The organism is Paenibacillus sp. FSL W8-0439, assembly GCF_038008995.1.
In the GTDB taxonomy this organism is placed as follows: Bacteria; Bacillota; Bacilli; order Paenibacillales; family Paenibacillaceae; genus Paenibacillus; species Paenibacillus polymyxa.
Genome location: NZ_JBBPAK010000001.1, coordinates 644,978 through 657,841, shown reverse-complemented (window position 1 = coordinate 657,841; position 12,864 = coordinate 644,978). Strand labels below are relative to the sequence as shown.

Annotated in this window: 14 protein-coding genes; 8 read left to right on the top strand and 6 right to left on the bottom strand. The window is 49.4% G+C overall.

The window, feature by feature from the left end; genetic code table 11:
- Positions 1-25: 25 nt before the first annotated feature.
- The 5 genes from MKX36_RS02965 to MKX36_RS02945 all read left to right on the top strand — a co-directional run bounded on the left by MKX36_RS02965 (position 26) and on the right by MKX36_RS02945 (position 4,166).
- Positions 26-1,063: a serine hydrolase domain-containing protein gene (locus MKX36_RS02965; protein WP_090891020.1), complete on the top strand. Its 1,038-nt coding sequence runs from the start codon at positions 26-28 to the stop codon at positions 1,061-1,063.
- 43 nt (positions 1,064-1,106) lie between these two features.
- A complete protein-coding gene (locus MKX36_RS02960; RefSeq protein WP_330721516.1) occupies positions 1,107-2,258 on the top strand; it encodes an MGDG synthase family glycosyltransferase in 1,152 nt (383 codons plus the stop codon).
- Between the two features lie 30 nt (positions 2,259-2,288).
- Positions 2,289-2,570 carry a hypothetical protein gene (locus MKX36_RS02955; protein WP_019686045.1) on the top strand — a complete coding sequence of 94 codons (282 nt, stop codon included), beginning with the start codon at positions 2,289-2,291 and terminating at the stop codon, positions 2,568-2,570.
- A 444-nt stretch (positions 2,571-3,014) separates the two neighbouring features.
- Positions 3,015-3,698 carry an MOSC domain-containing protein gene (locus tag MKX36_RS02950; RefSeq protein WP_340864187.1) on the top strand — a complete coding sequence of 228 codons (684 nt, stop codon included), beginning with the start codon at positions 3,015-3,017 and terminating at the stop codon, positions 3,696-3,698.
- A 129-nt stretch (positions 3,699-3,827) separates the two neighbouring features.
- Complete coding sequence (locus MKX36_RS02945; protein ID WP_277376319.1) at positions 3,828-4,166, top strand: DUF4870 domain-containing protein; 339 nt, start codon at positions 3,828-3,830, stop codon at positions 4,164-4,166.
- 56 nt (positions 4,167-4,222) lie between these two features.
- Here the strand turns inward: MKX36_RS02945 and MKX36_RS02940 are convergent, their stop codons facing one another.
- Both MKX36_RS02940 and MKX36_RS02935 read right to left on the bottom strand, forming a co-directional pair.
- Positions 4,223-5,179, bottom strand: a complete 957-nt coding sequence (locus MKX36_RS02940; RefSeq protein ID WP_340864186.1) for a sigma-70 family RNA polymerase sigma factor — start codon at positions 5,177-5,179, stop codon at positions 4,223-4,225.
- Positions 5,180-5,196: 17 nt separating this feature from the next.
- On the bottom strand, positions 5,197-5,640 hold the full coding sequence (locus MKX36_RS02935) for a carboxymuconolactone decarboxylase family protein (protein ID WP_016819535.1): 444 nt from the start codon (positions 5,638-5,640) through the stop codon (positions 5,197-5,199).
- Positions 5,641-5,790: 150 nt separating this feature from the next.
- Here MKX36_RS02935 and mscL point away from each other — a divergent pair, with 150 nt between their 5' ends.
- Positions 5,791-6,285: a large conductance mechanosensitive channel protein MscL gene (gene mscL / locus MKX36_RS02930; protein ID WP_222821966.1), complete on the top strand. Its 495-nt coding sequence runs from the start codon at positions 5,791-5,793 to the stop codon at positions 6,283-6,285.
- Between the two features lie 84 nt (positions 6,286-6,369).
- On the opposite strand, the gene MKX36_RS02925 is transcribed toward mscL, so the two are convergent.
- Entirely contained in the window at positions 6,370-7,071 is a 702-nt protein-coding gene (locus tag MKX36_RS02925; RefSeq protein ID WP_025363925.1) for a histidine phosphatase family protein, read from the bottom strand.
- Positions 7,072-7,147: 76 nt separating this feature from the next.
- Positions 7,148-7,441, bottom strand: coding sequence for a hypothetical protein (locus MKX36_RS02920; protein WP_016819532.1), 294 nt, complete (start codon positions 7,439-7,441; stop codon positions 7,148-7,150).
- A gap of 173 nt (positions 7,442-7,614) precedes the next feature.
- On the opposite strand from MKX36_RS02920, the gene MKX36_RS02915 reads away from it, so the two are divergent.
- A complete protein-coding gene (locus tag MKX36_RS02915; protein WP_117290114.1) occupies positions 7,615-8,247 on the top strand; it encodes an NUDIX hydrolase in 633 nt (210 codons plus the stop codon).
- Positions 8,248-8,255: 8 nt separating this feature from the next.
- Here the strand turns inward: MKX36_RS02915 and MKX36_RS02910 are convergent, their stop codons facing one another.
- Together MKX36_RS02910 and MKX36_RS02905 are read right to left on the bottom strand one after the other, a co-directional pair.
- On the bottom strand, positions 8,256-9,044 hold the full coding sequence (locus MKX36_RS02910; protein ID WP_250249071.1) for a TrmB family transcriptional regulator: 789 nt from the start codon (positions 9,042-9,044) through the stop codon (positions 8,256-8,258).
- Positions 9,045-9,109: 65 nt separating this feature from the next.
- Positions 9,110-9,955: a zinc ribbon domain-containing protein gene (locus MKX36_RS02905; protein ID WP_340864185.1), complete on the bottom strand. Its 846-nt coding sequence runs from the start codon at positions 9,953-9,955 to the stop codon at positions 9,110-9,112.
- Between the two features lie 311 nt (positions 9,956-10,266).
- Between MKX36_RS02905 and MKX36_RS02900 the strand changes: the two genes are divergently transcribed.
- Positions 10,267-12,699, top strand: a complete 2,433-nt coding sequence (locus MKX36_RS02900) for a UvrD-helicase domain-containing protein (RefSeq protein WP_340864184.1) — start codon at positions 10,267-10,269, stop codon at positions 12,697-12,699.
- Positions 12,700-12,864 lie beyond the last annotated feature (165 nt).

Sequence of the window (12,864 nt, the reverse complement as noted above, 5' to 3'; positions counted from 1 at the left end):
ATAAACATAAAAAGGGGGGAAAGGGATGAGCCGTTATGCTCCACTGTTCACTGCACCTGTTGCCCGTCTGTCTGCGCTGAACCTCGGAACTTGTGAAGAGGAAGGCATCGATGCCTCCCTACTTGATCAGGCAGATCATGAAATCCGAGCTAAATTTCCGAAAATGCACAGCTTTCTCCTGCTTCGCCACGGCAAGCTGATCTGGGAGCGCTATTACAACGGTCATGAAGCAAGCGCTCTGAACGATTTGCGTTCTGCGACCAAAAGCTTCACTTCCACACTCGTCGGTATGGCTATGGCACGCGGGGATATGCCCGGACCAGATACGGCTGTGCATAAGCTTTTGCCTGAGTATTTGCCCCGGCGGAAGGAAACACTGCTAGAACGGATTACGATTCGTCATCTGTTAACCATGACATCCGGCTTGTATTGGCAGACGGGCAAAAAGCTCGGCGAAGCCTTTATCCACCGTCTTCATCGCAGCAAAAGCTGGCCGTCCTTTACCCTACGCTTACCTGTACAGGAGGATCAAATCGGGGTATTCCAATATCGCAGTGTTGATTCACATCTGCTGTCCGTGCTCCTGACCCGTTGCAGTGGGATTGACGCATATACGTACGCGCTCCAGCATTTATTCGAACCGCTAGGTTTCGGGAGAAGTGGTTGGGCACAAGATCCAGAGGGTTACACCATGGGCCATATCGGACTGTATCTGACGTCGCGAGACATGGCTAAATTCGGCGATTGCTGCCTTCATCAAGGCATCTGGAATGGAAGAGAATTGATTCCAGCCGATTGGCTCCATCAGGCGACGCAGCGACAAATTGAAGGCTATCCAGAATTCGGAGATTACGGATTCCAATGGTGGACTGGACGACTCCACGGCATTGACTATGCGTGTGCACACGGACATGGAGGACAGCAAATTTATCTGCTACCGGAAGCGAATGCAGTCGTGGTATTTACAGCAGACAGCAAGGTGAGCCGTTGGAAAAACCCACGAACACTGCTAGAGCGTTTCGTCTTGCCAGCCGTATCCTCCCTCAACTTGGAACGTTCCTAAAATGAGCTACATGTGCTTATTGAATATAGGGGGCTAAACAATCATGAAAGTCTCAGCACCGAAAATTCTAATTTTATACGCCAGCTACGGGGAAGGCCATGTGCAGGCCGCTCGGGCAATCATGGATAGTCTGCGAAGACTCGGACACTGCGAGGTACAACTACTCGACCTGATGGCTGAATCTCATCCATGGTTGAATGGGCTGACCAAATTTGTATATATGCAAAGTTTCAAAACCATTCCACAGCTTTACGGCTGGGTCTATAACATCACGCGCGGTATGCAGGCTAAATCAGCCTTTGGCCATGTGTTGCATTCATTCGGAATGCGTCAACTTGCTCTTACACTGAAAAAGGAGTTGCCGGACCTCGTGATCCATACGTTCCCGCAGCTCGCTCTTCCAGCGTTACGCCGCAAAATGAGGATGAATTTGCCTATTGTCAACGTGGTTACAGACTTTGACCTGCATGGGCGCTGGCTACATCCCGATATTGACCGCTACTATGTAGCTACTGAGGATCTGCAGCAGGAGGCCGCACAGCGGGGAATACCTATCGAACGTATTGCCGCGACTGGGATTCCGATTCACGCTTCTTTTTATAACCTATCTGTCAACGAACCCCCTGATCAGCAACAGGTAATCCCACCGTTACGGGCTGAGACAACCACGCTGCTGATTATGGCAGGTGCATATGGTGTGTTATCCGGCATACTGGATATCTGTCATCATTTAAGCCAGCTGCCGCAGCTGCGACTGCTAATCGTCTGTGGACGCAACCAGCAGCTAAAAGCAGAACTGGATGCGCTGTATGCAGACCACCCCGACATCTACACCTATGGATTTGTGGACTACGTTCCAGCACTTATGCGAGCAAGCAGCCTGGTGATTACAAAGCCCGGCGGTATCACACTCTCGGAAAGCATCGCATCGGGTTTGCCTATCCTGGTGTTCAAACCCGTACCCGGTCAGGAACTAAATAATGCTCTGTATCTGCAGCAAAAAGGAGCTGCCCGCATTGCTCGCACAACGGAGGAACTGATTCAACATTGTCTGGATCTGATCTCCACTCCCTCTCTTGCTAAGGAAATGAAGCAGGCGATTGAGTTACTTCGCAAGCCTCATCCCGCAGACCAGATTGCCGAGGATATTTTACAGCAGCTTGTGGATAAAAGAACCTCCGTCCGGACAAATTAACGAAGAATAAGCCAGACGGAGGGGATACCAATGGAACACAAAGGAAAGGATTTACTCCCACTAACGGGTGAAAAGGTAGAAGTGGATGGTATTTATGTGGATGAGGATGGACATGAGCAGCATTTGCACAGAGGCCAGCACTTTCCCGCTGATGTTGTTTTGGGTACTTCCGAGTGGAAAATGACCGAATATGCCTTTGATAACCATCACGAAGGACGTACCGATGAACGACTTATCCCCAAAGAGGATGACAAGAATAAAATGGGTAAAATCACACACCCGCGCCGTCATTTAAAAACTGGCGACCGATAATCACGGAAGTATATCCACAATTACTACCAATATGTTGATAGTTTGTGGACAAACTGTGTGCAAACTATGAATTATTGTAATATTGTCTACAGTTTGTGCACAAGTTGTGTATAAACCACGTTGTTTTTGTGGATAAACACTATTATGCGGTGGATAAAGTGCGTACAACATGTGCAAAACATGTGTATAACCGTTTAAAAGGCTGAACGAATCTTTTTCGTTCAGCCTTTTTCGTATTTTTATACACATTCTCTAATTCGCAAATAGCGCATGGAGAAGTGTAAAATGGAAACGGGGACGAACAGAGTCACAAGAGAAATTACCGAAATGTAAAAAGGCGGTGTCATCATGGACGTGATGAAAGCGGAACAGGAATGCAGGCACGTGAATATAGAAGCATCTAGCGAAACTCGTTGACCAAAATTTGGAGTAGAGGTGATCCGAATGGCATCTATTAAAATCCTTTCTCTTAATGTCGGCATGCCCAAGCAGATCCGGTTTAATCAGAAGGATGTTTCTACGGGGATATTCAAATCGGCCACAGATGAATATCTGTATTTATCTTATCTAAACTTCGAGGGGGATGGGCAGGGCGATCTAGTTCATCACGGAGGGCACGAGAAAGCTGTATGCGTCTATCCCTACGAGCACTACCCCTTCTGGGAAAATGAATTGCGGAGGCCGCTCGATTACGGCGCATTCGGTGAAAATTTAACGATAAAGGGTTTGCTAGAATCCGACGTTTGCATTGGAGACGTCTTTAAGCTTGGCAAAGCTATCGTTCAAGTTAGCCAGCCGAGACAGCCTTGCTACAAGTTGTCCCTCAAGTACGGCGTACCGGACATGCCCCTGAAGGTACAGCAAACAGGCTACACGGGATTCTACTTCCGCGTTCTGGAAGAAGGAGTTGCCTCTAAAGCCGACGGACTATCCCTCCTTCATCGCCATCCGAAAGCAATTACGGTTTCATTTGCCAATCGAATTATGCATCAAGAGAAGGATCATATCGAGGGTATTAAACAAATTCTCGAAGTGGAAGAATTGTCCGTAAACTGGAGAAATACGTTTCTAAAACGTTTGGCGGGAACAGAAACGGATTCTCGGGAAAGACTATCAGGCAATTCGTAAGGTGAAAGTGGTTCAATATGTAGAGTTAACTTTTTTACCGAGATCGGGCATATCCTTCAATCCTGTCCTCATAGCTTGTATAGTACGGAGACTTAGCTTGAATCATTTATAAAGGAGGATATGCCTGACATGTCAGTCTATAAGTCTTCCACAGGACTGGATGAAAATATAGCAGCTGTCCTGTGCTATTTGTTCGCATTTATTGGAGCGCTGGCCTTTGTCATGCTGGAAAAGAAAAGCCGGTTCGTATTATTTCACGCACTGCAATCCATACTTCTTTTTGTAGCCCTCATGATCGGGCATGTGCTAGTCGGATTCATTCCGCTACTCGGTCCTTTGCTCGCTTCCCTGCTAACGCTGACAAGCCTTGCCTTGTGGATTATCTTGTTAATTCGTGCGGGACAAGGAAAGTGGCTCAAGCTTCCCTGGATAGGCGATCTAGCTCTTCATCAAGCCCGGCAGTTATAAAACAGCAAAAAACCTTGATCCTAAACAAGGATTCAAGGTTTTTCCGTTTGGGCAGCTCATTCTTTTACACTTGCTTCTTCTGTCCTTATATGAATGTGTCCTAGCTTATCTGGATTAACCATTAAATAAAAATTCTGAATATGCTCCCCGTCCGGTGCCAGTCTGAGACACAAGGTCTCTCTCACTTCACCGTCTTTCAGAAATGCCAGCTGAACCTCACCATTGATGACCGTGTGGACCACATCTCTTTCTCGTAAAACAGTTAATACCCGACGAGAGGTCAACAGTGCGAGAACGCCTTTGCGTACAACCATCGGTCTCATCACCGTATGCACATTACCTCCACCATCTGACACGAATACAGGTTGTTCAGCCAGTAGTTCCAGCATAGCAGTCACATCGTAGGCGAGAAAAGCAGTTGTAAAACGTTCCAGCAGTTTTACCCGGGAAGAGTTATTTATATTAGGACTGATTGGAGCTTCAGGAGCAGAGTCTCCGGAAGATAGAATACGACGGGAGCGACTGAACAACTGACGACAGTTGCTCTCGGACTTGCCCAGTAATTCCGCAATATCTTTATAATCATATTGAAAAGCTTCTCTCAGCACGAAAACAGCCCGCTCTATCGGCTTTAGTTGCTCCAGCAGAACCAGAAATGCGTAAGATATCATATCTTTGCGTTCTAACCAATCGGCAGGGAGATCCGCGCTCTCACCCAGCGGCTCCGGCAGCCACTGTCCTACATACGTCTCTCTTTGCTTGCGCGCAGAATTCAGCAGATTCAAGCACCGATTCATCGTCATTTTGGCTACATAGGCTCTGGGGTTCTTTATGTCATTCAGGGGCTTATGCTCCAGCTCGACAAAGCAGTCTTGAACGACATCCTCGGCATCCGTCACCGTTCCAAGCATGCGATAAGCAATGGCAAAAGAATATTTGCGATATTTCTGATACAGCTCCTCCAGACTTACATCCACCGATTCTTGTTCAATTCCGTATTCTTTGCCAGACAAAACATAGCCCCCATTCATTAAAGACTGCCTGGATACATTCCGGTCGCTATGGCAATCCGGTTCCAGCTGTTGATCACATTAATTGCGGTAATCAAATCTACGTACTCTTCCTCTGTAAAATGTTCTCTGACCCGATTATACAAGTCTGTAGGTACCCCTTGCTCTGAGATATGAGTGACCGCTTCGGCTAATTCAAGCATAGCACGTTCTTTTTCCGTGAACAAAGGAACCTCCCGCCATAAAGCAAGCTGCAAAATATGGTCAGCATAATCGCCTAGTTTTAGCAAATCCTTTGCATGCATATCAAGACAATAGGAACAGCCATTGATTTGGGATACTCTAATTTTCAATAGTTCGTACAAAACTTTGTCTGTAAAACGGCCGGAAATATATTTTTCCATCTCCATCATTGCCTTGAATGTACTAGGACTCACTGCTCTGTGATTAAATCTTAAACTCACGATATATCGCCTCCATTATTGGTTTACATATAGAAGACAAATGAACATGTGGTTTTGTGACAAAGTGCAATACATCAATTTGGAATTGCCCTCAGTAGGCATAGCATGTATTATAAATAAATGATTTTATGTAAAGAAGGTGTACATCACATGAGCGGAAAAGGTTTTATTCAAGAATTTAAAGAATTCGCTGTACGGGGGAACGTGATTGACCTCGCGGTCGGCGTTATCATTGGTGGAGCGTTTGGCAAGATTGTCACTTCTGTGGTGAACGATATTATTATGCCTCCGATTGGTAAACTTCTGGGCGGCATGAATTTTCCAGACTTATATGTAGCTTTACAAGCTGCCGATCCTCTAAATTCTGACGGTACACGCAAAACCCTAGCACAAGCCAAAGAAGCAGGAATTGCGGTCCTCGCCTATGGTCAGTTTATTAATGTCCTACTGGACTTTCTCATCGTGGCCTTCTGTGTGTTCATGCTGGTCAAAGGGATTAACATGCTGAAGCGCAAAGAGGAAGAAAAACCTCCTCAGGAAAAAACGATCAAGGAATGCCCACATTGCCTGTCCGAAATTCCTATAGCTGCTACCCGCTGTGCACATTGCACATCCAAGCTAGAGGGATTCGTTGAATCACGCTGACTCAACCTATACTCCTATAAATACAACAAACGGCTTAAGACGGTGGTTCGTCTTAAGCCGTTTTGGCATCGTATAGAAATCCCATTAACTGAAGTTGGTAATAATACCCCGAGGTCTGACTGGCAAACCTTCTGCGTACAAATGGGAGACATCACCGAAGCCAATGCAACGGGGAACTGCCCATTCCTTGGAGCGTTCATCAAACAAGATGGTGGTTACAGAGCTAGGCGGCATCCAAAAACCGGACCAGACCAAAGCCAAAGGTAGTTCCAACAGATGTGCAAGCCAGGTCAGCCCGAAGCCGCCATGACAAAATACGGCTACCCTGTCTTCGGTATGCTTCAAAATTCGGTACCTGCCCTCCACCCGCTCAAAGCCTTGCCGCTTCAGGAATTCATCAGAATGAACCTTCAGTCGCTCGAAGGTTTCGGGACTTTGCGTCCCCTGATAATAGGAAATTTCCTTCCAAGAGTCATGAGTCGGCAGAGGCGACCCGGAACGAATCACTTCACCAGGCAAATCCCAATGGGAAAGACGACCGTATGGAGTATCCTCCAGCTTTAGAGCCAGCTCCTGCGTCCAGTCCTCCACTTCATAAGTCATACCGAGAGAGTCGGTGGTGTAGCGCATTGTGTCCAAAGCCCGCCCTAACGGAGAGACGTAAATACGGTCCAATCCGTGACTGGACAGTCGTTTGGCCAGTGCCTTGGCTTCCAAATGTCCCTCCGGCGTGATGGTGTTGTTGGGGTAATCAGGGTCTGCATGTCGGATAATATACAATCTCATCATTGGTTCTCCGTTCCTAAGAATGGCGACAGGATCGCTTAATCTCATTCCATTGGTTTGCTCTCCTGATCTTTAATTAATGTTTATTGAGCAAATTTTCCAAAATCGCGCGCAAATCTCTGTCTTCTTGGTAAACTTCCTCACCCGTATCCAGCTCAATAACCCGGATATATGTATAGTTCGCTCTGGCATCGACTGGTTTAAAAATCAATTCCTCCGGGTTGTCTGGACGCACGTCATAGCCCATATTTTTGAACATATCTGTTATTTGGTCAATCCCCGGCTTGCCTCCGCTTTCCAGCATAATCAGCCCGCGCAGTTCTTTGGGCTCCTCTGGATGCATCACTCGGAAATGTACAATACATTCCATGTAAAATCGCTCCTTTCAATCATAAACCTATGTTATGGCGCAAATCTCCATGTTCCCAGCATACCCCAAAAGCTACTCCACATTCCACATCGACCATCATATCGTCAGGGTGGAAAACACGTTATACTGTAAAGTAAGACTTTGATTTTCTGCTGATTATAGGAGGAACCACGATGACTAGCGAGCTTCTGGATATCTATGACGATGAAGACAACCCCCTTGGCACAGCCTCTCGACAGGAAGCACATGCCAAGGGATACTGGCACCATACCTTTCACTGCTGGCTGGCACGAGACACTTCGACAGGCCGCCGCTTGCTATTCCAACAGCGTCAGGATACAAAGGACACCTTCCCCGGATGCTACGATATTACAGCAGCAGGGCATTTGACCTCAGGCGAAGATATGTCCCAGGCAGCTCGCGAGCTGGAGGAAGAACTGGGCATTCATGTTCCCTTTACCTCCTTAACACCGCTGATGACCGTTCGGTATGAAAGTAAAGGTACCGCACAGGGCACCTCTTTTTGGGATCGGGAGATCAGCTCGGTGTTTGGACTGCTGTCCAACCAGCCCCTGGAAGCCTATCGTCTTCAGCAGGAAGAAGTAGCCGGACTGTACGAAGCAGACCTTGAGCAAGCACTGGCCCTGTTTGAAGGCCATATTCCATTTATCGAAGCCCAAGGTATTACGTCGGGGCCGAACCCGGAAAAAACTCGCCGCCTGATTACACCGGATCAATTTGTGCCTCATCAAGCGGGCTATATTACATCTGTATGCCGGGCTCTGATGGAACTTCCCTCCCAGTAGTCCTTAACCTATTCTCCGGCTGACATATATTTGCCGACAATGCCTTCATACCGCCAGCCATATCGGGTCGACAGCTCGCTGCCCATATCATGCTCCAGCTCATACAAAATAAGATCCTGAGCAAAATGATCAAGCAGCAAACCTGTCATCACCGGATGCTCGGTAATAAGCGCCTGTGTCGGGCAATTCTCTCCCCGCATTCCCAGCATGCACCAACGCCGGTCAATAACAAAGGAAAACTTGCGCCCTGACGGTTCCTGGCTGTTTGTACCAGATGCACGCGGTAGCCACGGCCCCAACATGCTTTCTCCGTTGTCGCAGGACCATAGGAGTCGCACACCCCGACTCTCGGCTTTTTTCAACTCTTCCCGCAGCAGTTCGGCTTCCTCACGCCACAAATCCAGCACAATCTCATGCTTGGCCCGTTCCAGCTCGCGTGTCAGGCTTTCCAGCACCTTCCGGTCACCTTCCACATTATAAAAGGTCGGCTTGGCTGGTTCTGTTCGTGGCATCTCCTTCTCCACCGCCAGCAGGGATTCCCGCATCTGCCCTTCAATCATCCGGGTCAGCTCACCCGGCGGCAGCATGCTGTAGCGTACAGGTTCTCCTGCACTCGCTCTGAGATATCCCTGTCCGGCCAAACGCTGCAAAGCTGCGTACACGTTGGAGCGCGATGCCCCCAAACGCTTAGCCACTTCATAGCCGGACGCCGCATTTTGTCTCGAAAGCTCGACCATCACCTTGGCTTCCATCTCCGTAAAACCCAGATTCCGCAGATGTTGCAGCAAACGCTCCATATGTTCTGTTCCCCCTATGCTGCCCGGCGTTATGTCTGTGTCCTGCGGCAGCCTGTTCGGCTGCGTCAAATCTGTTCAGCTCCACAGCGCGGGCACCATTTGGAGCCTTTGGGTAGTTCCGCTGTGCAGATTTGACATTTTACATTTTCGCGTATTTGCGTAGACGGTGTTGCCGGCTTCTCGGTCCCGGAATTGTTGGCCTTCCAATATCGAATGCGCTCATCCAGCTCCTCTTGACGCTCCCGCTCACGTTCCAGTTCTTCAAGACGCTGGTGTTCTTTCTCCAGTTCTTCCTGACGACGACGCTCCCACTCTTCATCAAATGCAGCTTTTTCTTCCGGAGTAAAATCAGACACTGTGTAATTGCGGTCTAATTCCGTTGGATCATGCGTTTCATACCGCTCATCCTGTTCATGCCGATCGATGACTTCATCTACTGCATACTCCGTGTAAGCAGGCGCAGCATCCTTCACTGCCTCTGACTTGCGCAGATCAAACGAATAGGCGTCTGTCGGCACCTCTTCCCGCACGGCCGCTACTTGCTTGGAGGCAGCCTGCCCTTCATTCAGCTTGCGCCCGCATTTGGGGCAAAAGTTCGCATCCAGCGGCACAACTGCACCACAGGTACATAAATGGGCATTTTTCAATTCTGCAATTCTACTACGCAGCTCATCAATTTCATCCTGAAGCTCATCACAAGCAGTAGATAGCTGTGTCATCTCGGTTTCAGCCATTGACATATCGGCCGCCCGGTAGCCTTCGTAAAAAATTTGACCCATTCGTAAAAAGTGTACATCCATTTCCTGCTGAATTGTTGTAATTTGCGAATTGATCTTACTAATCTCGACAGCATGCTGCGCCTTTTCTGTTGCGCGATTAGCGCCTTCCTTTATACGTTGAATCAGCTTCATCGTTATTTCCTCCCCATATCCAGCCGGATTTCACTGTACCGTCCGTATATCCCAAAGTTTTTTTCTGTTGGCAAGCCTCGAACTCCTGTATAATGGAATGCGGTCATATTGCCTGTTTGAAGGCTATAGGCATTGGCGTCAACCTATTAACGTTCTGACGCTCCAGCTCTAGATCCGCATGAATTCAGCATCATTTTAGTCCATCGCCTTGTTCTTATCATCATCTAAAGCTGACTAGAACTCTATCATACCAAAAACTACCCCCATTTGTGAAAATGGAAGATTTTAAGAACGAAAGGGGTTTCAGGATCATGAACCCAAATCCTGCATTTTACCCCCGACCCATCGGGGTTCCTTATTCAACGACGAGCCCTCAGGCACGTCGAGCTTCTATGGATACCAGTATAACGCTGGTACCCGACAGCGACCAAGACGCAGCCTATTTTCGTGCTATAGAGAACGCCGGCATTCATCTGAACCGCCCGCAGATTCAGGCTGTACGCCATGGTAAAGGCCCCCTTCTCACCCTGGCAGGGGCTGGCTGCGGCAAAACCACGGTGCTGGCAGCCCGTGCAGGCTACCTTATGGCGATGCGGGATGTCCCTGCATCTTCCATCCTGCTGGTGACCTTCACCAGCAAAGCAGCTGCCGAAATGAAGCTGCGCATCGCGGGATTACCCGGTGTGCGACCTGCCGCTGCACGCGCAGTACAGGCGCGTACCTTCCACTCATTCGCTTTGGCGATGCTGCGGCATCGCGGCGTGCAAGACGAAGTGTTCGGCGAAACGCAGGCCCAACATACCGTTATGAAAATGATGCTACGCCAGCTTGGACTGAGTGAGGCTTTCCAGCCGGAAAGCCTGCTGTCCGCACTCTCCGCCTGGAAAGCGGAAGGCCGTAGCGCAGACGAGTTGCCGGAAACCATGCGCGAGGAAGCGGATGCCAAGCGTGCCATGCTCGCCTATGAAGCGTGGAAACAGGAACGCAATAAGATGGATTTTGACGATATTCTGCTACGTGCCTCTGTTCTCCTGCGTGACCCGGATGTGCTTCAGCCGCTTCAACGGCGTTTTTCCTATATCATGGTCGATGAATTCCAGGATACGAATGCCCTACAATACGAAATGGTGCAGCGATTGGCTGCGAGGCATCGCAATCTGATGGTCGTCGGAGATGATGACCAGACGATCTATACCTTTAACGGAGCCCGCCAGGAATCCATTCTGGAATTTGACAAGGTCTATAAAGATGCAAAGGTCATCACCCTTGATATTAATTACCGTAGTGATGCGCGCATTTTGGGGCTGGGTTCCAACATCGTTGCTAAAAATGTTCATCGACGTTCCAAACGTCTTGCGGCTGCTGGGCGTGAGGGCTTGCCGCCACAGTTTGCCACCCCATCCGGGCCTGAGGAAGAGGCGGGACATATTGTTACTCATCTACTCGGACAGGTAGAGGAAGGTCGGCTTCGCTACCGGGATATCGCTATTTTGCACCGGACAGCCAGCGGAAGCCGATCTATTTTTGAGCAATTGATTATGCGGGATGTCCCATTTATTCAGTACGGAGCGGGAGCCGTATTTTACGATCAATCTCTGATTCGTCCCTTAATGGACCACTTGCGTCTGTCGCTGAATCCCCGGCGAATGGAATCTATTCCAAGCACCCTTGGACCGCTGTATGTCTCTCGTGAGGCCGGAATGGAATGGATTATGCGTGAAGAGAAGCAGCAGGCTAAAAAATACCCGCTAATCCACCTCAGCCGTTGGGATCGACTACGTGATTTTCAGCGTGAACAGGTGAAAGAACGCATTCGATTGATTCGCAGTCTCACTACCATGAAGCCTGCCTATGCCATTCAAGAAATGCGGCGCGTCTTTTATGACAAATATTTGGAAAGCGGAGATACAGGCGCATGGACACATTATAAGGAAACGATGCAAGAAAGTCTGGAGGAGCTCGAAACGGCAGCCAAGCGCTTTGACACGGTAGAGGCATTCGTCAACTTTGCGGACGAGCTTTCCGAGCGCCACCGCCAGATGGAATCTCTGCGCAGAGAGGAAGACAGCGATGCTGTTCGGCTCATGACGATCCACCGAGCCAAGGGACTAGAGTTCCCTTGCGTATATTGGATCGGGGCCAGCGAAGGCATCCTGCCGCACAGCTCAGCTCTACACAGCGAGCTGCCAGAGGATCGTCGGGCAGGCGCCGCCCCCGCAACAGCCGTGGATAACGATGCTGCGCTGGAGGAAGAGCGTCGCCTCGCTTACGTAGCCGTTACCCGGGCGAAGGAGCTGCTGTATATCACCTCCCCTGCCTCCAATCACGGCAAACCTGCCGCCGTGTCGCGTTTTCTGCTGGAAGCCTATGGGGTCACCCCTGAAGTCTCCAAACCAGAAACGCGCCGCAGTAGCTTCGGCCAACCGAAGGGTACTTCGGGGTATGGCAGCCGGGCTGGCGGTGGTTCGCCAATGTCTGGCACGGCAACCCGTGTGAGCAGCAGGCCGGGACCAGCCCCAGCAACCCCTACAGCACGTACGGCTTCGGCGGCGGCTAAGTCGCAGACAGAGCCACGCGTCAATGTGCCTGTGTGGAAATGCACGGACGCCGCCTGCAAGGCATGGATGCGGCGCGACACAGTAGGTGGACGCCGCACAACGGGGGCCAGTGCAGGCATGCCGCCGGTGTGTCCGCTTTGCTCCTCCCCGATGACGGAGGGAACGCGCAACATCCCGGCCAGATAAATGTGAGGCGCACATAGCCGGATGGAACTGTCTTTTGCGAAAATAAGTTTTGGACAGACTAAATAAAATAAATAACGGCAGACTAGGATGTGAGAATAAAATCCTAGTCTGCCGTTTTTTTATATATAATTTTATCTAAGTTAAAGTTACAGTTTAGGCACAACG